Source organism: Sphingobium sp. LMA1-1-1.1, from assembly GCF_040676365.1.
Taxonomy (GTDB): Bacteria; Pseudomonadota; Alphaproteobacteria; order Sphingomonadales; family Sphingomonadaceae; genus Sphingobium.
This window is the reverse complement of the sequence record NZ_JBEGHS010000034.1, coordinates 46,706-69,534: the sequence shown is the minus strand read 5'-3', so window position 1 is coordinate 69,534 and position 22,829 is coordinate 46,706. Positions and strand designations below refer to the sequence as shown.

Below are 22,829 nucleotides of genomic sequence, written 5' to 3'. Positions count from 1 at the left end.
TTTTTCTCCACTGTAAAATCATGATCGTGAGTATATTTTAACGATAAGCGTCTAATGCGGGACCGAACATGCAGACGTCACTTCGCCATACTTCGTCCCGCATTGAGCCTGTCGTCCTGGCAGGCGCTTATTTCTTCATGGCGTCGATCGCGCTTGCCAGTTCGCGCTTTGAAGGGGGCCTCGCCTTCATCTGGGGCGCCAACGCGCTGCTGATGGCCTATCTGCTGACATCGCGGGCCAGCGTCTGGCCGCGGGCCCTGATCGCCTGCGGCATGGCAAGTGCGCTGTCGACCGCCCTGTGGGGCATGGGGACCGCCGCCGCCATACCGATGGCCGGCATCAACCTGCTGGAAGCGCTTATCGTCGCGCTGATCTGCCGCCGCTTTGCGCCAGGCGGGAAATTCGCGGGATCGATGCAGCCGCTGTTCGTCTTCATTCTCGCGCTCTGCGGCCCGGCCAATCTGGTCGCGGGCCTGGCCGCCGCCTCCGTGGCATCGGCACTGACGACAGTGCCGTTCGGTGCGTCGCTGCTGCAATGGTATACCGGGCATGTGCTGGGCGGGCTGACCTGCACGCCGATCCTGATCATGCTGATGAAGGGCGAATTGCGGCGCTGGTTCGGCCAGACCAGGCGCTGGGCGAAGTGTGAAGCGCTCGGATTGCTCCTGCTCTTCGCCCTGGCGACCGGCTTCGTCTTCTACGTGGCCCGCTTTCCCATGCTCTTCGCGCTGCTGCTGCCGATGGTCGCCATCGTCTTCCGCCTGGGCAATCTGGGCGCTGCGGCGTCGGTCATCATCCTGGCGATGATCGGCGGCATGGCGACCATGACGGGCCATGGACCGCTGCACATGATCCCCGGCACGCTGGGCGAAAGGATGCAGTATTTCCAGCTCTTCCTGGCCTTCAGCTTCCTGCTTTCCATGCCGATCGCGGCGGAACTCAACAGCCGCCGGCGCCTGTTCCAGATGTTGCAGGAAAGCGAGGCGCGCTATCGCGCGATCGCGGAAAACAGCGGCGATGTCGTGCTCAACATCCGCGTTGATGGCGTGATCGAATATGCCTCCCCCTCGGCGGCAGAACAGATCGGCTGCGCGCCCGAACTGCTGATCGGGCAGGACGCCGCCAATCTGGTCGACCCGGTGGACCGCGAACAGGTGACCGCGACGCTGGACCGGGCGCTCCACCAGCCCGGCGAAGTGCAGACGGTCGAATTCCGCCCCTTCATATCGGCGCAGGGCAGCGAATGGTGCGAGATGGTGGCGCGCGCCGTCGTTGACGAGCGCGGCATGCCCACCGGCCTTGTCTGCACGATTCGCGACATGTCCCGGCACAAGGCGCGGCAACGCGCGCTGCAGCAGGTGGCGGCGCTCGATTCACTGACCGGCGCGGACAGCCGGCGGGCTTTCCTGGAAAAGCTGGAAGAGGAAATGCTGCGTGCCCGTCATGGCGGACGGGCCTGCCTGCTGCTGATCGACATCGACCATTTCAAGGCGGTCAACGACTGCCACGGTCATGGCGCGGGCGACCGCGTGCTGGCGGGCTTTGTCGATCGGCTGCGCCCGGGGTTGCGCGGCGGCGACAGTATCGGTCGCCTTGGCGGCGAGGAATTCGCCATCCTGCTCGGCGGCACGGATGTCGTCCGGGCGAGCATGATCTGCGAACGGCTGCGTGAAATGGTCACGGCCCATCCCGTTCAGATCGATTCGGGCGACCTGATCCCGGTGACGTTCAGCGCGGGACTGGTCGCCCTGAGTGGACAGAGCGACAGTCAGGCCGTGCTCGAAGCCGCCGACAAGGCGCTGTACAACGCCAAGCATAGTGGAAGGAACTGCCTGCGCCTGGCAGCCTGAGCATTGGCAGGATGCCGATGCGTCCGCTTCACTGCATCCTGATGTAAGGCGTCTGCGATCCCGTTGAGTGAGGGATCGCAAAACGCTTCCTGTCATTTACCGCTGAATATCCCTCAGAACGGCACTTCATCGTCCAGGTCATTGTCGAAATTCGGCCCGCCCGCACTGCCGCGTCCGCCGCCTGAAGATCGGCCCGAACCGCCAGCAAAGCCACCGCCGCCGCCGCCGAAATCATCATAATCATTGCCGCCGCCAAAGCTGCCCGAACTGGCGCCCCAGTCACCGCCGCCCTGCGAGCGTCCGCCGCCGCCCTGACCACCGCCTCCGGGCGCGCCATCCAGCATGGTCAACACCGCGCCCGGCCCCTGCAGCACCACTTCGGTGGTGTAGCGGTCATTGCCGGACTGGTCCTGCCATTTGCGGGTGCGCAGCTGGCCCTCCAGATAGACCTTCGACCCCTTGCGCAGAAAGCGTTCCGCTACGCCCGCCAGCCCTTCGGAGAAGATGGAGACGCTGTGCCATTCGGTGCGCTCCTTGCGCTCGCCCGACATGCGATCCTTCCAGCTTTCGGAGGTCGCGATCCGCAGGTTGCACACCTTCCCGCCATTCTGAAAGCTCTTCACCTCCGGGTCGGCGCCCAGATTGCCCACCAGAATGACCTTGTTGACCGAACCCGCCATGTTTCCTCCGATAGTTTAGCTGGTCCTTATAGCCCTGCTGCGGTGGCGGTCCAGTAAGTAAGTCCGGCCGCGACATAGGCGAGCGCGAACAGATAGCCGATCATGAACAGCGGCCATTTCCAGCCATTGGTCTCCCGCCTGGTCACCGCGATGGTAGAGATGCACTGGGGCGCGAAGACGAACCAGGCAAGGAAGGCGAGCGCGGTCGGCAGCGGCCAACTGTCCTTCAGCCGGTCGCCCAGGCTGCGTTCCAGCTTCGCCTCATCCTCGTCGGCGTCGAGCGAATAGACGGTGGCGAGCGCGGATACCGCCACTTCGCGCGCGGCCATGGCCGGGATCAGCGCCAGCGATATGTCGCGGTTGAAGCCGATCGGCTGCAGCACGACGTTAAGCCCGTTGGCGACCCGTCCTGCGATGGAATAGTTGACCTGGCTGACCCCGCCATTCTCCGGCGCCTTGGGAAAGCTCAGCAATATCCAGAGGATCACGGTCGAGGTGAAGATGATCGTGCCCGCCCGCTTGAGGAAGATCACCGCGCGCTGCCACAGGCCAAGCACGATGTCCTGCGGGCGCGGCCATTGATATTTGGGCATCTCCATCAGGAAACCGCCGCTTGCCCCCTTGGTGACGGTGCGGCGCAGAACCAGAGCGGCCAGCATCGCGCCGACAATGCCCGAAATGTAGAGGCAGAACAGCACCAGCCCTTGAAGACCGATGCCCAGCGCCACGGTCCGGGCCGGAATGAAGGCGCCGATGATCACGGCATAGACCGGCAGTCGCGCCGAACAGGTCATCAGCGGCGCGATCAATATGGTGGTCAGCCTGTCTTTCGGATCAGCGATGGTGCGGGTCGCCATGATCCCCGGCACCGCGCAGGCGAAGGAGGAAAGCAGCGGGATGAAGGCGCGCCCCGACAGGCCCACCCGCGCCATCAGCCCGTCCATCAGAAAGGCGGCGCGAACCATGTAGCCGGTCGCCTCCAGCATCAGGATGAAGAAGAAGAGGATGAGGATCTGCGGCAGGAACACGATGACGGAACCCACGCCGTTCAGCACGCCATCGACCAGGAAGGACCGCAGCAGCCCATCGGGCAGCGCCGCCGTCACGGCATCCCCGGCACTGGCGACAAAGCCCTCGATCATCGCGATCGGCGCCTCTGACCAGGCATAGACCGCCTGGAACATGATGAAGAGCAAGGCGAGCAGCAGGAACAGCCCCGCCACGGGATGCAGCGCCACCCGGTCGACCGCGGCGGTCAGGCGGCGGGAGGGGGTTTCGCGCACGATGGCGGTGCGGGCGATCCGGCGCGCTTCCCTGCGCAACACCTCGAAATCGCGCCGTTCGCCCGCAGGAGCGACGTCACCGACCCCGCCGTCGAGCATGGATTCCAGTTCGCCGCGCAGATGATCCAGACCACGTTTGCGCACCGCCACGGTGGAGATCACCGGCACGCCCAGTTCGCGCGAAAGAATCTGCGCGTCCAGTTCCAGCCCGTCGCGGGTCGCAAGGTCGACCATGTTGAGCGCGACGATGGTCGGACGACCGAGCGCGATCAGTTCCAGCGCGAAGCGCAGGTGATTGTCGAGGTTGGAGGCATCGACCACCACCACCAGCGCGTCGGGAAGGCGTTCGCCCGCCTGCCTGCCCAATATGACGTCGCGCGTCACCTGTTCGTCGGGGCTGGTCGGATTGAGGCTGTAGGTGCCGGGCAGGTCGACCAGTTCGACCGGCCGGCCGTCGGACAGCGACAGGCGGCCCGCCTTGCGCTCCACCGTCACGCCGGGATAATTGCCCAGCTTCTGCCGCGCTCCGGTCAGGGCGTTGAACAGCGCGCTCTTGCCGGCATTGGGATTGCCGACCAGCGCGACCAGCGGCAGGCCGGTCACGCTTCTTCGTCCGCGGCGGCGTCCTGCGGCCCGGTGCGGACGGTGATCGCCGCGGCATGGTTGCGGCGCATGGCGATCGTCATGCGGCCGACCTTGCAGGCAATGGGGCCACGGCCCATCAGGCCGCCATGATGCAGCGCCTCCACGCTGGCGCCTTCGCACAGGCCGAATTCGCGAAGCCTTTGCCCGTCGGACGCGGAAAGGGCGTCCCAGTCGATCAGGTCCACATAGGCAGGCTGGCGCAGCGGCAGGTCGGTCAGGCGCAAGGGTAAGGCACTCGTCATATATTCCTGCGAGTGACTATCAATACCGATTGGAAAAGACCAGCGTGAATCCGCGCCGCGACGCGAGGGTTATATGGCAGGGTATCGCAACCGCCCGATGAAGCGGGCAAAGCTCAACCTTTCACCGGCACCTATGCCCTTCCACTGGGCCTTGGCGCGTTCGAACCGCATCACGCCCTCGATCCGCCGGGCCAGGAAGGCGCGAGTCTCCGCCCAGTCTTCGCTTTCATCATCGACGAACACGAGCAGGGTCGCGGCATAGACCCCGGCCAGGGTCAGCCGCTTCGTATAATGATTGAGGTCCGTCGATTCGTCCCCGGCCGCGCGCCACATGACGTCCGCTGCCCGCCAACCCAGTCTGGCGGCCGCCGCCGCATTGCGCGGCATGGCCATGACCGCCTGCGCCCGGCGCAGCGCTTCGCGATCCCGCGCCAGCAGCGTCAGGCGCGTTTCGACCAGGGTCGTTATGCGCATCCGGATGGAAAGGGTCGCCAGATTCTCCTGCGGCAACGCTTCCCGCATCCGCGAATCGATGCTCTCGAACCAGGCGTCGATCATCTCCATCGCACCGCCCGGAAAGGCCAGGGCCGCTATGCCGGCATCGATGCCGCACTGCGCCGCCGCCATCGTCACCGCTTCCCTGCGCCAGCCGTCAAAGGCGGCATGGCGCGGCAGGATCGGCGCCAGCGCGGCGCGCACTTCATCGAGCGTCATGTCTTGATGCGTCGGGGTCATGGCCCGTTACTACGCCCGACCGGCCATGCGTACAAGCGCGCCCGGGCACAGGGGTCGCAAACCGGAGGCCTCCGGGAAAAAGCGGCCGCTCGTCAAGGGCCGCCCCTTTCCCATCCGCCCCTGTTCGCAGCCGTCAGGCGCCGAATCTTTCCCGAAGGGAGAGCATGGCCATGGCCGCCTTCGCCGCCTCGCCACCCTTGTCCTTCTCGTCCCGTTTGGCGCGGGTCAGCGCCTGCGCTTCATTCTCGACCGTCAAAATGCCGTTGCCGATCGGAATGCCATCCATGCTGAGCGCCATCAGGCCGCGCGCGCTTTCGTTCGACACGACTTCGAAATGATAGGTTTCACCCCGGATCACCACGCCGATGGCGATGAAGCCGTCATATCGGCCGGTTTCCGCCGCCAGCGCCACGGCACCGGGAATTTCCAGCGCGCCGGGCACCGTCACCACCTCATATTTATGGCCCTCATCCTCCAGCGCGGCGACCGCGCCCTCGATCAGCAGGTCATTGAGATGTTCGTAGAAGCGCGCTTCGACGATCAGGAATTTTGCCATGACAGTGGTCCTCAAAGCTCGATCGGATGTTGCCCAACCACGGCCAGGTCATAACCGTCAAGCGCGATCAGGCTATGATGCGTGTTGCTGAGCAGGATCATGTCATGCACGCCCAGTTCGGCCAGGATCTGCGCGCCAACGCCATAGTCGCGCAATTCGTCCATGCCCGATCCCGGCTGCCCGGCATGATGGCGCAGGCTGCGGCTCAGGAAATCGCCCGCCACCGTCGCGGTGAGCACGACGATGATCCCCGCCCCTTGTCGGGCGATGATCTCCATCGACCTGGCGAGCAGACCGTTGCGCGGCCCGGCCGAACCATAGACGTCGTCCAGCAGGGAAAGCTGATGCATGCGGACGAGCGTCGGCTCGTCGGGCACGACATGGCCCTTTTGCAGCACGAGCTGCTCGGTCTGCGTCGCCTTGTTGTAGAAGCTGATCGCCTTCCAGTCGCCGCCCCACTGGCTGGTGAAGACGGTTTCGGCGCGGCGTTCCACCATATGATCGTGCCGGCGGCGATAGGCGATGAGGTCGCGGATCGTGCCGATCTTCATCTTGTGCTTCTGGGCAAAGGGGATCAGGTCGTCCAGGCGCGCCATGGTGCCGTCATCCTTCATCACCTCGCAGATGACGCCGGATGGATTGAGCCCGGCCAGGCGGGCGACATCCACTGCCGCCTCGGTATGGCCGGTGCGCACCAGCACGCCGCCATCCTTGGCCACCAGCGGGAAGACGTGGCCGGGCGTCACGATGTCGTCAGGCCCCTTCGACCCGTCGATCGCGACGGAGATGGTGCGGGCGCGGTCGGCGGCGCTGATGCCGGTGGTGACGCCCTCACGCGCTTCGATCGAAACGGTGAAGGCAGTTTCGTGGCGGGTGCCGTTGTTGCGGCTCATCAGGCCCAGGCCCAGATGATCGACCCGGTCCTTGCTCAGCGCCAGGCAGACGAGGCCACGGCCATGGGTCGCCATGAAATTGATCGCGTCGGGCGTCGCCATCTGCGCGGGGATGACCAGGTCGCCCTCATTTTCCCGATCCTCGTCATCGACCAGGATGAACATGCGGCCATTGCGGGCCTCATTGATGATCTCTTCGGGCGAAGCGAGCGCGGTGCCGCCCTCGCGCTTGGCAAGATAGCTTTCCAGCTTGCCCAGGGTCTCGGCCGTCGGGTTCCAGTCGGCCTCGCCCAGCCTGCGCAGGGAATTGGCGTGAAGGCCCGCGGCCCGGGCAAGGCCGGAGCGCGACATGCCGCCATCAGTGACCAGCGAACGGACGGTATCGATAAGGGCTGATGACATGCAGACGACTCCTTCCCCGTGGGATGAGGCGTCATATCACACCAAGATGTGATGATGGCAAGCGATAATCACACTGGGCGAGAATGAAGACTCTGCATCCGGTCCAGATAGCGCGCCAGCACGTCGATCTCCAGGTTGAAGGCGCGGCCGGGCAGCAGGCTGTCGAGCGTCGTCGCGGCGGCGGTATGCGGAATGATGTTCAGGCCGAAATGAACCGATCCATCGGCCTGATCCTCGACCGTGTTGACGGTCAGGGAGATGCCGTCCACCGTGATCGAACCCTTCGCCGCCAGTGCAGGCGCCAGCGCGGCGGGCGCGGCGATGACCAGTCGGGTCGAATCGCCCTCATGCGTCGCCGACAGCAGCGTGCCGATGCCGTCGACATGGCCGGTGACGATATGGCCGCCCAGCTCGTCCCCGACCTTGAGCGCGCGTTCCAGGTTGAGGCGGCCGCCCTGCACCCACAGGCCGGGCGCGGTGCGAGCGACGGTTTCGGCCGACAGGTCGACCGCGAACCAGTCGGCGCCCTTTTCCACGACGGTCAGGCAGGCGCCCGAACAAGCAATGGACGCACCGATGGCGACCGAGTCCATGTCATAGGCGCAACCGATCACCAACCGCAGGTCGCCGCGTTGCTCATGAGTGCGGATGGTGCCGATGTCGGTGATGATGCCGGTGAACATGAGAAAAGTCCGTTGCCTTGTTGTCCATTCGCCCGCGCCCGGACCGGGGGAGGGCGTTTGCGGTGATCTAGGCGTTCCGCGTCCGCACGTAAACCTCCAGCCGGTCATCGCCCAGCCGCCGTTCGTCGTCGATCCGCCAGCGGCCATGCGCATCCGCCAGCTCGGCAAGCCCCAGATCGCCTATTCCCGCCAGCCCCGCACCGATCAGGATCGGCGCGCGATAGAGCAGCAGCCGGTCGACCAGATCGGCACGCAGGAAGGCAGCGGCAGCCTGCGCCCCGCCCTCGACCAGCAGATGGTCGACCTGCGGCAGGGCGGCGATCTCCTCCGGCTCGGTGATGCTTTCCCAGCCATCGGGCGCGCGCCCATGGCTCAGCAATATGCGCCGGGGCGAGCGATCCTCCAGCCCCGGCAGACGCACGTCCAGCCGCGGCGCATCGGCGCGCAGCGTGCCGCCCCCCACCAATATCGCGTCATGCCGCGCCCGTTCCATATGGGCATGGGCGCGGGCTTCCGGCCCGGTGATCCAGCGGCTGGACCCGTCGGGCAGCGCGATCCGACCGTCGAGAGAGAGGCCCAGCTTCAGCGTCACCGCAGGCCGGCCCAGCGTCTGGCGCAGCACGAAACCGCGCATCGCGGCGGCGGCTTCCCGCGCCATCAGGCCCATTTCAACGGCAATGCCGCGCTTGCGCAGCCAGGCGGCACCCTGCCCGTCGGTGCGCGGATCGGGATCCCGCAGGGCGATGACGACGCGCCGCACCTCGGCACGCGCCATCAGGTCGGCGCAGCGCGGACCGCGCGGCGAAAGGTGAAAGCAGGGCTCCAGCGTCACATAGGCGGTGGCGCCGCGCGCGCGGTCCATCGCCTCCTCCAGCGCCTGCGCCTCGGCATGGGGACGGCCGCCTTTCTGCGTCCAGCCCCGGCCCACGACATGGCCGTCGCGCACGATCAGGCAACCGACATTGGGATTGGGGGTGGACAGGCCGCGCCCGCGTTCGGAAAGCGCAATGGCGGCGGCCATGAAGCGCCGGTCCTGCGCGGGATCGGCCGGCGGCAGGCCGGTTTTGGATCGGGCGCTCAGGGCCGGGCCGCCCCGCCCTGCGCGGGTGCGGATTTCTCGGCTCCCTCGGCCTTGGCCAGACGCTGGTCGAGCTGGGCGTTGATCTGCTTCAACGCCTCCTTGCGACGCGCCGTGTTGCGGGCTTCGTCCGCCTTCCAGTCGATGCCGAAAATATCCGCGACGCCCTGCATCTCCTTCTGCTTCTTCTCGATCGCCGCCTCCCGCTTGGCGAGATCGATCTTCTGCTGGAGGATGATGGCGGCGTCCGACCGATTGGCGTCCCAGCTCTGCACATAGAAGATCTGGTTGCGCGTCGGCATGGTGTTGGTGTTCGCGTCGACGATGAAGGCCCAGATGATGACCCAGGTTATTGCGACGGACACGCCGAGCAGCGGCCATTTATGAGGCCGGTTCTCGCGAAAATAGCTCCACATGTCGCTCATCGCGCTCTTGGGAGACACCGGACGGGGGAAGATCGCCATGGCGCCGATATAGGGTAAGGCGGGGCCGGATGCAAAAGCGCTGTTGTCGGCTGCCATGATTTCCGGCCCCTTATTGTTGGATTTCAGGCGTCTGCCAGCCGGAAATGGACTGTCAGCACCTTGGTCGAACTGACCGGCACCCCATCCCGAGTCGCCGGGCGGAAGCGCCATTTGCGCAGCGCCTGACGCTGGGTGGCGATCCAGAACGCCTCGTCCGCCGCCGACAGCCGCTCTATGTCGATGACGCGTCCGTCGGTGCCGATGGTGACGCGGACCACCACCTTGCCCTCCATCCCCTGCCGGATCATCGCACCGGGATAATCGGGCTGGAACATGGCCAGCGCGCGGGGATCGATGCTGGCCTCCGTCAGCACGGGCTGGGGCGGCAGTATGTCGGGCGGCGTGCCCGTGCCCGTACCCGTGCCAGTTCCACCTGTAACGGTGCGATCTTCGCCCTTCATGGTGAAGCCCGTGGGCGGCGGCGGTATGATCGGCTTTTCCACTATCGTCGGATGCGATTTGGGCTGGGGCAAGGGTTTGGAGTCGGTCTCCGGCTGCGCCTGTTCCGGAGGGGGCGGCGTGTCGGCCACCGGATAGGTGATCAGGGGCGGCGGATCGCGGAAGACATCGATCATCTCCTTGGGCATCAGCAGATAGGCACCCACCACCAGCGCATGGACGGCGACCGCGCCTCCTATGCCGATGGGAGAGCGCTTGCCGCCGCTATAGCCGGAAATGGTTTCGCTGCCTGCCGCACCCATGCTGATACGCTGCATATTACCCTCCTGTCGTCGCTTCCTCTTCGGGAATCGATATGTGACGTTACAACATACTTCTATGATATGTTGCAACATTAATTTTGAAGGCGCAGCGCGTATATTATCCTCCCGGAATGGTCTCCCCGATCCTAGAGCGGGTTTCGATCTGATTGAATCAGATCGCTGCTCTGGATTCTTTGCTGTCCTAAAGCAGTGTGTCGACGCTGTGTATGGCCAGCCCCACCAGCCCGCCCATCAGCGTGCCGTTGACCCGGATATATTGCAGGTCGCGCCCGACCGCATGTTCCAGCCGGCTGGTGACGGTCCCCGCGTCCCAACCGCGCACCGTTTCGCTGACCAGCTTGACGATGGCATCGCCATAGGTCGCCGTCGCTCCCACCGCCGCGCGGCGCACGAAACGATTGATGAGGAAGCGCAGCCGGTCGTCCTGCTGCAGGGTCGCGCCAAGCTGGTGGAGCGCCTCGCCCAACCGTCCCGCCATCGCCTTGCCGGGATCGCGCACCGCCCGCAGCAGCCCGCCCCGCGCCTGTTCCCACAGGCCGTCGATCCAGCGCTGCATCGCCGGATTGTCGACGATCTCGTCGCGGATACGGGCGACGCGGGCCTGCATCTCCGGGTCGAACTGCAGGTCGGCGGCCAGCTTCGTCAGTCCTTCCTCCGCCTTCAGGCGAAGGCTGTGGCCGGGATCCTGCGCCATGTCGGTCAGCAGCTTGCGCAGCCCGTCAATGATCGCATTGGACAGATTTTCGTCCAGGCCGGTCCAGCGCAGGATCTTGCCCGACCGGTCATGCACCATCTGCCGGACCAGATGGTCGTTCGCCGCCAGCGTCCGGTCCGCCCACAGGATGATGCCGTCCATCACCGGGGCATGGCGCCCGTCGCGCATCGCCGCTTCCAGCGCCTGGCCGATCAGCGGGGCCAGGTTCATGGCGCGCAGCCGCTGGGCGATGGCGCCCTTCACCATGCCGCCCAGCCGTTCCTGGTCCAGCGCCTCCAATATGTCCGCGGCGAGCCGGGACGCGCCCTCCCGCAGGCGCCCGTCGCCGCTGGCGGGGCTCGACAGGAAGCGCCCGGCTGCCCCCGCCATGTCCAGCCGCTGCATTCGTCGCGCCACCACGGCGGGGGTCAGGAAATTGTCGCGCAGGAACAGGGCGAGCGTATCACCGATCCGATCCTTGTTGCGCGGGATGATCGCGGTATGCGGGATCGGCAGGCCCAGCGGATGGCGGAAAAGCGCCGTGACGGCGAACCAGTCCGCCAGGCCGCCAACCATCGCCGCCTCGGCAAAGGCCTGGACGAATCCGATCGCAGGATGAAGATGAGCAGTCGCCCGCGCCGCCAGAAACAGCGCCGCCATCGCCAGCAACATGCCCGTCGCCACCATCCGCATCCGCCGCGCCGGATGGACTGGGCTGGCGACGGCGGGCCGGGGCGGAGCGAGCATCTTCATGACCGGCTAACGGTTACGCCGCCGTTTCGTTCAGGCAAGCGCTTCTTTTGCGGGAAGGCGGATGCAATCCGGCAACGGGCGGCAGCGGATGTCAGGCGCACGGTGCTCCTGCGAAGGCAGGAACCCAGTTCCGTACCCGATGGAACAGCGTCACGCCTGAACCTGGCCCCGGCCTCCACCGGCACAGGACGCGCCATCAAGCCGTTGCCGTGAGCAAATGTCCGCCCGCGATCCCTACTCCGCCGGCTGCGTCGCTCCCGCGCGATCGTCGCCGGGCTTGTATGTCAGCAGGCGGCGGCCCAGGCGCGGACCGATCCATTCCTCGATCCCCAGCGCCAGGCTGAAGGTCGCAGGCACGATCACCAGCGTCAGCACGGTCGACAGGATCAGGCCGCCGATCACGGTGATGCCCATGGGCGCGCGCCAGGCGCCGTCGCCGCTCAGCGACGCGGCGGTCGGCACCATTCCGGCCACCATCGCCACAGTGGTCATGACGATCGGCTGCGCGCGCTTGTGCCCGGCATCGATGATCGCCTCCAGCTTCGGAACGCCCTTGCCCATCTCCTCCAGCGCGAAGTCGATGACGAGGATGGAATTCTTCGCGACGATGCCCAGCAGCATCAGCAGCCCGATCAGCACCGGCATGGACACCGGATTGCCCGTCAGGTGCAGGGCGAGCGCCCCACCCAGCGGCGCCAGCACCAGCGACCCCAGGTTGACGAAGGGCGGCATCAGCCGCTTGTACAGCAGCGTCAGCACCGCCAGCACCAGCATGATGCCGGAAACGACGGCGATCATGAAATTCTGGATCATCTCCGCCTGCCACTTGCTGTCGCCGGTATTCAGCTTCTGCACGCCCGGGATCTGGCCTGCGGCGATCGCCTTCATCGTCGGCAGGGCGTCGATCTTCGCCATCGCCTGGCTGGTGACGACGCCCGGCGCCAGGTCCGCGCCCACGACGATGCGGCGGATCTGGTTGTATCGGCGGATCTGCGTCGGACCGGCGCCGAATTCGATATCGGCCACGACCTTCAGCGGCACGGAGCCGCCATTGACCGTGGGCACCGGCATGTTCTGGATGGTCGCCAGATCGCGCCGGCTGTTTTCCGCGACCGCCACGCGAATCGGAATCTGCCGGTCGGACAGGGAGAATTTGGCGCTGTTCTGATCGATGTCGCCGATCGTCGCGACGCGGATCGTCTGGCTGAGCGCGGCGGTGGTGACGCCCAGGCTGGCGGCCAGGTCGAAGCGTGGCTTGATGACGATCTCGGGCCGGTTCATGTCGCCCGCCACGCGCGGCGCGCGAATTTCGCGAATGCCCGCCATTTCCGCCACCAGCTTGTTGGCGGTCTGCTCCAGCCTCACGGGATCGTCGCTGCCGAACATGATGATGATGTCGCGGCCAAAGCCGCCGCCCGACTGCGACTGGAAATTGACGCGGGCGTCGGCCACCTGCTGGAATTGGGGCGCGATCTTGCGTTCCCATTCGACCGAGGAGATCGGCCGGTCCTTCCGCAGCGTCAGGAAGATGTCGGCGCCGGTCGTCTGGATATCGGCAAAGGCGGCCTCGACCATGTCCTTGTCGGCGGCCAGCATGTCCGCGACCTTGCGCGTGATCGCCGTCGTCTGCTGCAACGTGCTGCCGGGTACGGTCTCGATCTTCACCTGGCTGAAATCGGTGTCGATCGTCGGCTGGAACGACATGGGCAGCGTGGCGAAGGCGAAGATCGTGGCGGCGAAAGCCAGAAAGCCCATGCCCATCGTCCAGATGCGATGGTCGCGCAGCCAGGCGGTGAAACGCGCCCGGCCGCCGCGGGCGCGATGGGCCACGGCCTTGCGCTCATCCAGCGACCAGCGCAGCACGGCCATGTACACGTCCATCATCCGGCCTTCGCCATGGCTTTCCTGGCCATGGGCCTTCAGGAAATAGGCCGCGATCATCGGCGTGATCAGGCGTGCGACCGCCAGGCTGAGCAGCACGGCGACCACGACCGTCATGCCGAACTGGATGAAGAACTGTCCGGAAATGCCCGGCATCAACGCCACCGGCAGGAACACCGCGACGATGGCCATGGTGGTGGCCAGCACCGCCAGCCCGATTTCGTCAGCGGCGTCGATGGACGCCTGATAGGCGCTTTTGCCCATGCGCATGTGGCGCACGATATTCTCGATCTCCACGATCGCGTCGTCGACCAGCACGCCCGCGACCAGGCTGAGCGCCAGCAGCGAGATGCCGTTCAGGGTAAAGCCCATCATGTCCATGAACCAGAAGGCCGGAATCGCGGACAGCGGAATGGCCAGCGCGGAGATCATCGTCGCGCGCCAGTCGCGCAGGAACAGAAAGACGATGACGACGGCCAGCACCGCCCCCTCGATCATCGCCTGCATGGCGCTGTGATATTGGCCACGGGTATATTCGACGCTGGTATAGAGCTGCTTGTACTGGACCTTGGGATTTTCCTTCCGCAACTGGTCCAGCACCTTCATCGCATCGTCGAACACGGTGACGTCGGACGATCCCTTGGCCTTTTCCATGCTGAAGCTGGTCACCTGCCGCCCGTTCATCAGCGACAGCGAACGCTGTTCGGCATACATGTCGCGCACATCGGCCAGGTCGGCCAGCTTGACGGTGCGGCCCCCGGAAATGGCGATCTGGGTCTGGCCCAGCGCATAGGCGTCACGGGCGTTGCCCAGCACGCGGATCGCCTGTTCGGCACCGGCGATCTCGGTCCGGCCGCCAGCCGCGTTGAGGTTCACCTGCTGAAGCTGCTGGTTGACCTGGCCGGCGGTGATGCCATGCGATTGCAGCTTGGCGGGGTTCAGGATCACGCGGATTTCGCGGGAAACGCCGCCGCCGCGCTTGACCGCCGCCATGCCCGGCACCCCCAGCAACCGCTTGGCGACGGTATTGTCGACGTACCAGGACAGTTCTTCCAGCGTCATGTCCGTCGCTTCGGCGCTGAAATAGGCGATCGGCCCGCCGTCGATGTCGACGCGGCTGACCCGCGGCGCCAGGATTCCCTCGGGCAGGTCGCTGCGGATCTGGTCGACGGCATTCTTCACATCATTGACGGCGCGGTCGACCGGCGTTCCGATCTGGAACTGCACATTGGTGTTGGACTGGCCCTCCGACACCCAGGAGGTGATTTCGTCCACGCCGCTGATACCGCGCACTGCTGCTTCGACGCGCTGCGTGACCTGCGTTTCCAGCTCCGTCGGCGCGGCGCCGGGCTGGAGCACGACGACGCTGACCATGGGAAAGCTGACGTCCGGATTCTGGTTGACGTCCATCCGGCTGAAACTGACCAGGCCGGCCAGCAGCAGCGCGACGAACAGCACGATCGGCGACACCGGGTTGCGGATGGCCCAGGCGGAGATATTACGAAAACTCATGACGGCTTCCTCGCCTGCCGGTGGACGCGCCGGGCGGGCGCGTCCCGCCGCTTCATTTCGACCTGCTGACCTCGGGCTTCACCTTCTGGCCCGGCGTCAGGAAGGCGCCGGCCGAAGCCACGATGCGTTCGTCGCCATTGAGGCCGTTCAGGATCGCCACCCCGACATCGGTCACCTGACCGATCTTGACGTCGCGCCTCTGCACTTCGTCGCGGCCGTTGACGACATAGACATAATTGCCCTTCTCATCGCTCTGCACCGCCGATTCCGGCAGCATCGGCGCATAGCCGGTGCCGCTCACGATCGTGGCGGAGGCGAAGCCGCCCGGACGGATCGCCGGATTATAGGGGATGGCGATACGGGCGATGCCCTGCCGCGTCTGGTTGTCGACGACGGGCGACACCTGCCACACGCGCCCGGCAAATTGCGCCGTGCCGCCGACCGGGGTCACCGTGGCGCCGTTGCCCGGACGAATGGTCGCCAGATCGCCTTCGCTGAGCTGGGCGAGCATTTCCATCTCCCCGTCCTTCGCCATGCGGAACAATACGGCGCTGCCCGCGCTCACGATCTGGCCGGGTTCCACGGCGCGGGTCAGCACCAGTCCGGCGGCGGGAGCGCGAATGTCCAGCCGGCCGGTACGGGCGCGCTGCTCGGCCAGTTGCGCGACCGCGACGTTCACGCGGGCATTGGCTGCATCACGGGTCGCGGTCCGCTGATCGATATCGGCCTGGCTGATGAAGCCCCGCGCGACCAGAGTCTTGGCGCGGTCGAGCTGGGCCTGCGCCAGCTTGGCATCGGCGCGGTTGACCTCCACCTGCGCGGCGAGCGACCGGACCTGCTCGGTCTGGACGGAGCGCTCTACCGTCGCCAGCACCTGGCCGGCGCGCACCCAGTCGCCCGGCTGGACCAGCACGCGCGTCACCGCGCCGCCTTCCCCAACCACGCCGACCGGCATTTCCACCCGCGCCGCGAGCGATCCCGTCGCGCTGACACTGTTCGATACGGTCGACCGGCCGGGGCTGATCACCGTCACGACGGGCGCCTGCGCCGCACTGGTCGGCGCATCGGCGCCCTTGCTATGCATGCTGACCCATGTGGCGATCGCAATCAGGATGATCGCGACGATGGCACCGATCGTCAGCCGCCGGCGCCAGCCGGAGCGCTCCTCCTGCTCGCCAAGAACATGTGCCGGGGCATCGCCGACCAAGGAAGTCTCGTAATTCATCCTGAACCCATCTTTCGGCCATAGGCGCCGTTCGGGTTGCTGTATTATATGAATACATCACCCGGCTCAAGCCCCCATTGCGACGGCGCTCCCAGGCTGCGCGAAACCCGTCCCGGCGCCGGACTCCCTGCCAAATGGGCCCCTTGCCAAAACAGCCCGACTGTGGCGCAATGCATGCTATAGCGGCTGGAGGGCGGCGATGGAATTGCTCGGATGGATCATGGTCGGCCTGTTCGCGGGCGCCATCGCGCGACTGGTCATGCCCGGACGCCATCCGGGCGGCTGCGTGCTGACCATATTGCTGGGCATCGCCGGCGCCCTGCTGGCGGGCTATGTCGGGCGGCTGCTGGGCGTCTATGCGCCCGGAGAGCAGGCGAGCTTCATCGCCGCGGTGCTGGGGTCGATCGGCGTGCTCGCGCTCTATTCCTTCTTCGCCGGACGGGGCTGACCCGCAGAAAAAGGCCGCGCCCTTGCGGAGCACGGCCCTTTTGTTCATGCATGGTGCTGTTTTTAGCGGACCGAACCGCGCCGCACCAGATTGACGATCGCGAGCAGGATGATCGCGCCGACCAGCGACACCAGGAAGCTGTAAAGCGTTAGACCGTCATTGATCGAACCACCGCTGAAGATCAGGCCGCCGATGAACGCGCCGACAATGCCGACGACGATGTTCAGCAGGATGCCCTGTTGTGCGTCGGTCCGCATGACCATGCTGGCAAGCCAGCCGATGACGCCGCCGACAACGAGCCACAAGATGATGCCCATATCTCACTCTCCTTGGACCATAGCCCCTTTCGGGTGGGCTGATCTGTTCAACGGAGAAGTCGGCGTTACGTTCCCTTTCACCCCTTGACAAAGAAGAAGGCCGCCGGATGCCAGATCCGGCGGCCTTGTTGCGACCCTCTATTGCCGTAATGGCTTGATCAGTATTTCTGCTGCCGTTCGTAGAGGGACTTGTAATATTGGATGCGCGTCACGCGCAGGCCGTGCATGCCTGAACGGTCGACGGCCCGCTGCCAGCTGGCGAATTCCTCCAGCGTCAGCGAATAGCGCGCGCAGGCTTCGTCCACCGTCAGCAGTCCGCCATTCACGGCCGCCACGACCTCCGCCTTGCGGCGCACGACCCAGCGCGTCGTGTCGACGGGGGGAAGGCTTTCCAGAGTCAGGGGTTCTCCTAGCGGCCCGACGACCTGTGCAGGTCTGATTTTCTGGTTTTCGATCATTATCACCCTCAATATGCGGCACTGGCGTTGCCGATTTCAGCAGTGCTTCCCTGTTTGCGCTGCAAGCCCTGAACAGGCCCTAAAGCGCCACGGTAAACGCCCCCTTCATCTTCCTTGCCCCACCCTTAAAAGGTTCGCGATCAACGGGTTAAAGCTGCCCGCGAGCCCCACGGCCTCGATATTGCCGCTGGAACGTGGCGCGAGGATATCGGCCAGTTCCTGCACCCAGTCGCCCTCGATTTCCTGCCCCCGCAGGATGCCTGCGACCGCCTGCGCGGTGGGGCTGGCCGCCTGCGCCGCCGCCGAAGCGGCCCGCAAGGACGGCCAGACCGGCACGCGCCGCCGGCCAGAAGGCTTGACGAAGCCGGCCTTGAGCCCGCTCGTCCGAAGGAATCCCAGATCCATGGGTGAGTGATTTACGGAATAAAGGATAAGGTCCGGTAAACTTGTCCCCAAAATGGGGATGGTTGCGACGAAGCGTTGAATCCGTCTGGCACCCCGAAGGGCGGGCGACTATATGCGCGCCCATGCATTCCCAGTTCCCGCCTGCCCGGTTCGATCTCCAGGACCCGCTCGATGCGCGGCGTATCGTCGTCGCCATGTCCGGCGGCGTGGACAGCAGCGTCGTTGCCGCCCTTGCCGCTCGCACGGGCGCGGAAACCATCGGCGTCACGCTCCAGCTCTATGATCATGGCGCGGCGGTGGGGCGCACCGGAAGCTGCTGCGCCGGGCAGGACATACGCGATGCCCGCGCCGTCGCCGACCGAATCGGCATTGCGCATTATGTCTTTGATTATGAAAGCCGTTTTCGTGATTCGGTGATTTCGGACTTTGCCGACGAATATATGGCCGGGCGCACCCCCATTCCCTGCGTCAAATGCAATATGGGGGTGAAGTTCACGGACCTGTTCCAGATCGCGCGCGACCTGGGCGCCGACTGCCTCGCCACCGGCCATTATGTCCGCCGGATCGAGGGCGCGCAGGGGGCCGAACTGCATCGCGCCGCCGATCCCGCGCGGGACCAGAGCTATTTTCTCTTCGCCACGACTCAGGCGCAGCTCGACTATCTTCGCTTTCCGCTCGGCGGCCTGCCCAAGCCCCAGGTGCGGGAGATCGCGGCCGAACTCGGCCTGTCGGTGGCGATGAAGCCCGACAGCCAGGACATTTGCTTCGTGCCCGACGGCGATTATGCGAAGATCGTCCGCAAGCTGCGCCCCGATGCCGACGAGGGCGGCGACATTGTCCATGTCGACGGCCGCCTGCTTGGCAGGCACAAGGGGATGATCCATTACACCGTCGGCCAGCGCAAGGGGCTGGAGATCGGCGGACAGGCCGAACCACTCTATGTCGTGCGACTGGATGCCGAAGGGCGGCGCGTCATCGTCGGGCCGAAGGCGGCGCTGGCGGTGTCGGCGGCGCGGCTTTCCGACATCAACTGGCTGGGCGGGGACTTCGCCGGGCCGCTCTCCGCCAAGGTACGTTCCATGGCCAGGCCGGTTCCGGCGCGGTTGGAGGGTGATCGGCTGGTCTTCGACGCCCCTGAATATGGCGTCGCGCCGGGACAGGCGGCGGTGCTCTATGCGGGCGATCGGGTGCTGGGGGGCGGCTGGATCGCGGCGACCGAAGCGGCGCTCGCAACGGCGGCGTGATCCCGGTCCCTCCTGCACGCGGGCAGGGTTCGGGATTCGCCAGCGACCTTGCCCTTTTTCGCCCCGCCAACTAAGGGCGGCCTGTCATGACTCGCCCGCTCACCTTCGCCATTCCCAAGGGACGCATCCTCGATGAGGTTCTGCCCCTGCTTGCCAAAGCCGGTATCGAGCCGGAGGCGGAATTCCATGACAAGAAGAGCCGCGCCCTCCGTTTCGGCACCAGCCGGCCGGACGTATCGATCATCCGCGTGCGCGCTTTCGATGTCGCGACCTTCGTGGCGCATGGCGCGGCGCAGATCGGCATTGTCGGGTCGGACGTGCTGGAAGAATTCGACTATTCGGAAATCTACGCGCCGGTGGACCTGGACATGGGCCATTGCCGCCTGTCGGTTGCGGAGCCCATGGGACTGGCCGACGAGGACGAAGCGGCGATGAGCCATGTGCGCGTCGCGACCAAATATCCCCATCTGACGCGCAAATATTATGAGGCGCGGGGCATTCAGGCCGAATGCGTGAAGCTGAACGGGGCGATGGAACTCGCGCCGTCGCTGGGCCTGTCGCGCCGGATCGTGGACCTTGTATCCTCGGGCGCGACGCTCAAGGCCAACGGGCTGGTAGAAACCAATGTCATCATGCAGGTGTCGGCGCGGCTGATCGTCAATCGCGCCGCGTTCAAGATGCGCTCGGCGGAACTGACGCCGCTGGTGGAAGCCTTCCGCAAGGCCGTGGGGGTGCAGGATGCCGCTTAGGCTCGACAGCCGCAACGCGGATTTCGCCGCCGCTTTCACCGCGCTGGTCGACGCCCGGCGGGAAGCCGATGAGGATGTGTCGCGCGACGTGACCGCGATCCTGAAGCGGGTCCGGGCAGAGGGCGATGCGGCCCTGGCCGATTATACCAGCCGCTTCGACCGGCACGACTTGGACATCAGCGGCTGGTCGGTGACGCCGGCCGAATGCCGGGCGGCGCTGGACGGGCTTTCGACCGGACTGCGCGATGCCCTGGAACTCGCGGCGGCGCGCATCGCGGCCTATCATGAGAAGCAGAAGCCGCAGGACAGCGACGGCGTCGATGCCGCGGGCGTCCGCCTGGGCGCGCGCTGGAACGCCGTCGATGCGGCGGGGCTCTATGTGCCCGGCGGGCGGGCCGCCTATCCCAGTTCGCTGCTGATGAACGTGATCCCGGCCAGGGTCGCGGGCGTGTCGCGCATCGCCATGGTGACGCCGACCCCCAATGGCGAGATCAACCCGCTCGTGCTCGCAGCAGCCTCCATCGCGGGGATCGAGGAAATCTGGCGCGTCGGCGGCGCGCAGGCGGTGGCGGCGCTCGCTTATGGCACGGACCGGATCCGGCCGGTCGACGTCATCACCGGCCCCGGCAATGCCTGGGTGGCGGAGGCGAAGCGCCAGCTATACGGCGTCGTCGGCATCGACATGGTTGCCGGCCCGTCGGAGATCGTCGTGGTCGCTGACGGGAAGAATGATGCCGACTGGATTGCCGCCGACCTGCTCAGCCAGTCGGAACATGACCCGACCAGCCAGTCGATCCTGTTCACCGACGACGGCGCCTTCGCCGATGCGGTCGCGGCGGCGGTCGAACGGGCGCTGCCCCGGCTGGCGACGGAGGCCGTCGCCCGGACGAGCTGGAACGCCAATGGCGCGATCATCGTCGTGCGCGGCCTGGAAGAGGCCATGCCGCTGGTCGACCGCCTCGCCGCCGAGCATCTGGAACTCGCCGTGGACGATCCCGACGCCCTGTTCGGTCAGGTGCGCCATGCCGGATCCGTCTTCCTCGGCCGAATGACGCCCGAAGCGGTGGGCGATTATATCGCCGGCCCGAACCATGTGCTACCGACCGGGCGGCGCGCGCGCTTCTCCTCCGGCCTGTCGGTGCTCGACTTCATGAAGCGGACCAGCTTCCTCAGCCTCGACCGGAAGGCCATCGACGCCATCGGCCCTGCCGCCGTCGCCCTGGCGCAGGCGGAGGGGCTTCCCGCGCATGCGGCATCGGTGGCGCTGAGATTGGAATAGCCCCGCCCGCACCTTGCCGAAGCCTGTCCCTCGCCGCGTCGGGCAAAGGGCTTCGACAGGTCCGGCCCGAACCGTTATGGAAAGAATATGAACGACCGCTCCAGATCTCGCTCCGCTGCGCGCCTCGCCGCGGTCCAGGCGCTCTACCAGCTCGAGATGGAGGGCACGCCGCTCCAACTGTTGCTGCATGAATTCCACCAGCATCGCCTGGGCGCCACCATAGAGGATGTCACCTATGCGCAGGCGGAGGAGAGCTTTTTCGACGATATCGTGCAGGGCGTCGACCGGCGGCGGGAGGAGATTGACGGGCTGGTCGTGGCGCGCCTCTCCAAGGGCTGGAGCCTGGAACGGCTCGACAAGCCGATGCGGCAGATCCTGCGCGCCGGCACCTATGAGCTGATCGCCCGCCAGGATGTGGCGACCGGCACGGTTATCAGCGAATATGTCGATGTCGCGCACGCCTTCTACGACAAGCGAGAGGCGGGTTTCGTGAACGGCCTGCTGGACGCCGTGGCGAAGGATGTGCGGAAATAGGTCCGCTCCATCCTCGGCCGATCGGCGGGCATGGCAGGCTCGGAGGATAGGGTCCGGTCATGTCCGCTGAATCCCGTTTCCTCACCCTGCTCCGCCTGCTGGCGAACGATCCCGCCGCCCGGGGCCTGCAGGATGATGTGGCAGTGCTCGAATTCGGCGACGCGCGCCTGATCCTCACCAGCGACACCATGGTGGAGGGCGTGCATTATCTCCCCACCGACCCGCCCGCCGATATCGGCTGGAAGCTGGCGGCGGTGAACCTTTCCGACCTCGCCGCCAAGGGCGCAAGGCCGCTTGGCTGCCTGCTCAACTATGCGCTTTCGGGCGACGAGGATTGGGACGCGGCCTTTCTGGAAGGGCTGGGCGAGGCGCTGGGCCGCCATGCCATGCCCTTGCTGGGCGGCGACACGGTGCAGATGCCCAGGGGCGCGCCGCGCAGCTACAGCCTGACCGCGCTGGGCGAGGCGACGGGCCCGGTTCCGATGCGTGGCGGCGCGAAGGCGGGCGACCGGCTCTATCTGACAGGCCCGGTGGGCGATGCAGGGGTCGGGCTGGACCTGCTGCGGTCCATGGCCGGCGCGTCGGGACCGCTGGTGGAGGCCTATCGCCGTCCACGCCCGCGCCTCGCCGAAGGGGCGCTGCTCGCCCATCATGTCCACGCCATGATGGACATATCCGACGGTCTGCTGATCGACGCTTCCCGCATGGCGCAGGCAAGCGGGCTGGCGGTCACCATCGACCATGTCCCGCTCTCCCCGGCGCTGGAGGCTGCGCGCGGGGCCAGCAACGCCGTCCATCTCGCGGCGGCGCGGGCGGGGGATGATTATGAACTGCTCTTTGCCCTGCCCGCCGCGGCCAGGCCGCCCGTGCGCGCCATACCCGTCGGCCGTTTCACGAAGGGCAAGGGCCTGACGCTGACAATAGACGGCGTGGCGATCCCGCTTCCCGACCGTCTGGGCTGGGAACATGGCTGATCGGCGTTGATTTGCCTTAACATCGTAACGGGTTGACGCGCGCCGTCGGCCATGTAGCTTCAC

23 protein-coding genes are annotated in these 22,829 nt (G+C 66.2%); 7 read left to right on the top strand and 16 right to left on the bottom strand.

The annotated features are described in order from the left end of the window. The first annotated feature begins 68 nt into the window (after positions 1-68). Positions 69-1,850, top strand: coding sequence for a sensor domain-containing diguanylate cyclase (locus MRBLMA1_RS14395; RefSeq protein WP_363737517.1), 1,782 nt, complete (start codon positions 69-71; stop codon positions 1,848-1,850). Between the two features lie 113 nt (positions 1,851-1,963). On the opposite strand, the gene ssb is transcribed toward MRBLMA1_RS14395, so the two are convergent. From ssb to MRBLMA1_RS14330, 13 genes are all read right to left on the bottom strand, one after another. Next, positions 1,964-2,530, bottom strand: coding sequence for a single-stranded DNA-binding protein (ssb, locus tag MRBLMA1_RS14390; RefSeq protein WP_133652477.1), 567 nt, complete (start codon positions 2,528-2,530; stop codon positions 1,964-1,966). 26 nt (positions 2,531-2,556) lie between these two features. After that, a complete protein-coding gene (gene feoB / locus MRBLMA1_RS14385; RefSeq protein WP_363737515.1) occupies positions 2,557-4,416 on the bottom strand; it encodes a ferrous iron transporter B in 1,860 nt (619 codons plus the stop codon). Next, positions 4,413-4,682 carry a FeoA family protein gene (locus tag MRBLMA1_RS14380; RefSeq protein ID WP_363738207.1) on the bottom strand — a complete coding sequence of 90 codons (270 nt, stop codon included), beginning with the start codon at positions 4,680-4,682 and terminating at the stop codon, positions 4,413-4,415. The genes feoB and MRBLMA1_RS14380 overlap by 4 nt, the downstream gene beginning before the upstream one ends. A gap of 87 nt (positions 4,683-4,769) precedes the next feature. Further along, positions 4,770-5,435, bottom strand: a complete 666-nt coding sequence (locus MRBLMA1_RS14375; protein WP_363737513.1) for a COQ9 family protein — start codon at positions 5,433-5,435, stop codon at positions 4,770-4,772. Between the two features lie 133 nt (positions 5,436-5,568). Then, complete coding sequence (gene ribH / locus MRBLMA1_RS14370; protein ID WP_363737511.1) at positions 5,569-5,991, bottom strand: 6,7-dimethyl-8-ribityllumazine synthase; 423 nt, start codon at positions 5,989-5,991, stop codon at positions 5,569-5,571. A gap of 11 nt (positions 5,992-6,002) precedes the next feature. Then, a complete protein-coding gene (gene ribB / locus MRBLMA1_RS14365) occupies positions 6,003-7,286 on the bottom strand; it encodes a 3,4-dihydroxy-2-butanone-4-phosphate synthase (RefSeq protein WP_363737509.1) in 1,284 nt (427 codons plus the stop codon). 68 nt (positions 7,287-7,354) lie between these two features. Beyond that, positions 7,355-7,969, bottom strand: coding sequence for a riboflavin synthase (locus tag MRBLMA1_RS14360; protein ID WP_363737507.1), 615 nt, complete (start codon positions 7,967-7,969; stop codon positions 7,355-7,357). A gap of 67 nt (positions 7,970-8,036) precedes the next feature. Continuing rightward, positions 8,037-9,026, bottom strand: a complete 990-nt coding sequence (ribD, locus tag MRBLMA1_RS14355; protein ID WP_363738206.1) for a bifunctional diaminohydroxyphosphoribosylaminopyrimidine deaminase/5-amino-6-(5-phosphoribosylamino)uracil reductase RibD — start codon at positions 9,024-9,026, stop codon at positions 8,037-8,039. Between the two features lie 20 nt (positions 9,027-9,046). After that, positions 9,047-9,568 (bottom strand): hypothetical protein, encoded by a 522-nt coding sequence (locus tag MRBLMA1_RS14350; protein WP_363737506.1) that lies wholly within the window; start codon positions 9,566-9,568, stop codon positions 9,047-9,049. A gap of 26 nt (positions 9,569-9,594) precedes the next feature. Then, positions 9,595-10,287 (bottom strand): energy transducer TonB, encoded by a 693-nt coding sequence (locus MRBLMA1_RS14345; protein WP_363737504.1) that lies wholly within the window; start codon positions 10,285-10,287, stop codon positions 9,595-9,597. 187 nt (positions 10,288-10,474) lie between these two features. After that, a complete protein-coding gene (locus tag MRBLMA1_RS14340; RefSeq protein ID WP_363737503.1) occupies positions 10,475-11,740 on the bottom strand; it encodes a DUF445 domain-containing protein in 1,266 nt (421 codons plus the stop codon). A 234-nt stretch (positions 11,741-11,974) separates the two neighbouring features. Continuing rightward, the gene (locus MRBLMA1_RS14335; protein ID WP_363737502.1) at positions 11,975-15,133 is read right to left on the bottom strand and encodes an efflux RND transporter permease subunit; all 3,159 of its coding nucleotides are present in this window, start codon (positions 15,131-15,133) and stop codon (positions 11,975-11,977) included. A 52-nt stretch (positions 15,134-15,185) separates the two neighbouring features. Further along, on the bottom strand, positions 15,186-16,358 hold the full coding sequence (locus MRBLMA1_RS14330; protein WP_363737501.1) for an efflux RND transporter periplasmic adaptor subunit: 1,173 nt from the start codon (positions 16,356-16,358) through the stop codon (positions 15,186-15,188). A 199-nt stretch (positions 16,359-16,557) separates the two neighbouring features. Here MRBLMA1_RS14330 and MRBLMA1_RS14325 point away from each other — a divergent pair, with 199 nt between their 5' ends. After that, entirely contained in the window at positions 16,558-16,806 is a 249-nt protein-coding gene (locus tag MRBLMA1_RS14325; RefSeq protein ID WP_363737500.1) for a GlsB/YeaQ/YmgE family stress response membrane protein, read from the top strand. Between the two features lie 62 nt (positions 16,807-16,868). Here the strand turns inward: MRBLMA1_RS14325 and MRBLMA1_RS14320 are convergent, their stop codons facing one another. From MRBLMA1_RS14320 to MRBLMA1_RS14310, 3 genes are all read right to left on the bottom strand, one after another. Continuing rightward, on the bottom strand, positions 16,869-17,123 hold the full coding sequence (locus MRBLMA1_RS14320; RefSeq protein ID WP_013848281.1) for a GlsB/YeaQ/YmgE family stress response membrane protein: 255 nt from the start codon (positions 17,121-17,123) through the stop codon (positions 16,869-16,871). Positions 17,124-17,281: 158 nt separating this feature from the next. Continuing rightward, positions 17,282-17,581 (bottom strand): DUF1153 domain-containing protein, encoded by a 300-nt coding sequence (locus MRBLMA1_RS14315; protein ID WP_007687284.1) that lies wholly within the window; start codon positions 17,579-17,581, stop codon positions 17,282-17,284. A 105-nt stretch (positions 17,582-17,686) separates the two neighbouring features. Continuing rightward, positions 17,687-17,986: a hypothetical protein gene (locus tag MRBLMA1_RS14310; protein ID WP_363737499.1), complete on the bottom strand. Its 300-nt coding sequence runs from the start codon at positions 17,984-17,986 to the stop codon at positions 17,687-17,689. A 122-nt stretch (positions 17,987-18,108) separates the two neighbouring features. Between MRBLMA1_RS14310 and mnmA the strand changes: the two genes are divergently transcribed. The 5 genes from mnmA to thiL all read left to right on the top strand — a co-directional run bounded on the left by mnmA (position 18,109) and on the right by thiL (position 22,766). Beyond that, the gene (gene mnmA / locus MRBLMA1_RS14305; protein ID WP_363737498.1) at positions 18,109-19,230 is read left to right on the top strand and encodes a tRNA 2-thiouridine(34) synthase MnmA; all 1,122 of its coding nucleotides are present in this window, start codon (positions 18,109-18,111) and stop codon (positions 19,228-19,230) included. Positions 19,231-19,316: 86 nt separating this feature from the next. After that, complete coding sequence (gene hisG / locus MRBLMA1_RS14300) at positions 19,317-19,979, top strand: ATP phosphoribosyltransferase (RefSeq protein WP_363737497.1); 663 nt, start codon at positions 19,317-19,319, stop codon at positions 19,977-19,979. Beyond that, complete coding sequence (hisD, locus tag MRBLMA1_RS14295; protein ID WP_363737496.1) at positions 19,969-21,258, top strand: histidinol dehydrogenase; 1,290 nt, start codon at positions 19,969-19,971, stop codon at positions 21,256-21,258. Before hisG ends, hisD begins: the two co-directional genes overlap by 11 nt. Positions 21,259-21,345: 87 nt before the next feature. Further along, positions 21,346-21,792 (top strand): transcription antitermination factor NusB, encoded by a 447-nt coding sequence (nusB, locus tag MRBLMA1_RS14290; RefSeq protein WP_133652460.1) that lies wholly within the window; start codon positions 21,346-21,348, stop codon positions 21,790-21,792. Between the two features lie 59 nt (positions 21,793-21,851). Beyond that, a complete protein-coding gene (gene thiL / locus MRBLMA1_RS14285) occupies positions 21,852-22,766 on the top strand; it encodes a thiamine-phosphate kinase (protein WP_363737495.1) in 915 nt (304 codons plus the stop codon). Positions 22,767-22,829: the final 63 nt, after the last annotated feature.

Coding starts and splice junctions, on each gene's coding strand:
- hisD (WP_363737496.1), top strand. CDS start 19,969: ATGCCGCTTAGGCTCGACAGCCGCAACGCGGATTTCGCCGCCGCTTTC.
- mnmA (WP_363737498.1), top strand. CDS start 18,109: ATGCATTCCCAGTTCCCGCCTGCCCGGTTCGATCTCCAGGACCCGCTC.
- MRBLMA1_RS14375 (WP_363737513.1), bottom strand. CDS start 5,435: ATGACCCCGACGCATCAAGACATGACGCTCGATGAAGTGCGCGCCGCG.
- ribH (WP_363737511.1), bottom strand. CDS start 5,991: ATGGCAAAATTCCTGATCGTCGAAGCGCGCTTCTACGAACATCTCAAT.
- MRBLMA1_RS14330 (WP_363737501.1), bottom strand. CDS start 16,358: ATGAATTACGAGACTTCCTTGGTCGGCGATGCCCCGGCACATGTTCTT.
- MRBLMA1_RS14340 (WP_363737503.1), bottom strand. CDS start 11,740: ATGAAGATGCTCGCTCCGCCCCGGCCCGCCGTCGCCAGCCCAGTCCAT.
- MRBLMA1_RS14310 (WP_363737499.1), bottom strand. CDS start 17,986: ATGGATCTGGGATTCCTTCGGACGAGCGGGCTCAAGGCCGGCTTCGTC.
- MRBLMA1_RS14350 (WP_363737506.1), bottom strand. CDS start 9,568: ATGGCAGCCGACAACAGCGCTTTTGCATCCGGCCCCGCCTTACCCTAT.
- thiL (WP_363737495.1), top strand. CDS start 21,852: ATGTCCGCTGAATCCCGTTTCCTCACCCTGCTCCGCCTGCTGGCGAAC.
- MRBLMA1_RS14395 (WP_363737517.1), top strand. CDS start 69: ATGCAGACGTCACTTCGCCATACTTCGTCCCGCATTGAGCCTGTCGTC.
- ribB (WP_363737509.1), bottom strand. CDS start 7,286: ATGTCATCAGCCCTTATCGATACCGTCCGTTCGCTGGTCACTGATGGC.
- MRBLMA1_RS14335 (WP_363737502.1), bottom strand. CDS start 15,133: ATGAGTTTTCGTAATATCTCCGCCTGGGCCATCCGCAACCCGGTGTCG.
- MRBLMA1_RS14315 (WP_007687284.1), bottom strand. CDS start 17,581: ATGATCGAAAACCAGAAAATCAGACCTGCACAGGTCGTCGGGCCGCTA.
- MRBLMA1_RS14320 (WP_013848281.1), bottom strand. CDS start 17,123: ATGGGCATCATCTTGTGGCTCGTTGTCGGCGGCGTCATCGGCTGGCTT.
- MRBLMA1_RS14325 (WP_363737500.1), top strand. CDS start 16,558: ATGGAATTGCTCGGATGGATCATGGTCGGCCTGTTCGCGGGCGCCATC.
- ssb (WP_133652477.1), bottom strand. CDS start 2,530: ATGGCGGGTTCGGTCAACAAGGTCATTCTGGTGGGCAATCTGGGCGCC.
- hisG (WP_363737497.1), top strand. CDS start 19,317: ATGACTCGCCCGCTCACCTTCGCCATTCCCAAGGGACGCATCCTCGAT.
- MRBLMA1_RS14360 (WP_363737507.1), bottom strand. CDS start 7,969: ATGTTCACCGGCATCATCACCGACATCGGCACCATCCGCACTCATGAG.
- MRBLMA1_RS14345 (WP_363737504.1), bottom strand. CDS start 10,287: ATGCAGCGTATCAGCATGGGTGCGGCAGGCAGCGAAACCATTTCCGGC.
- nusB (WP_133652460.1), top strand. CDS start 21,346: ATGAACGACCGCTCCAGATCTCGCTCCGCTGCGCGCCTCGCCGCGGTC.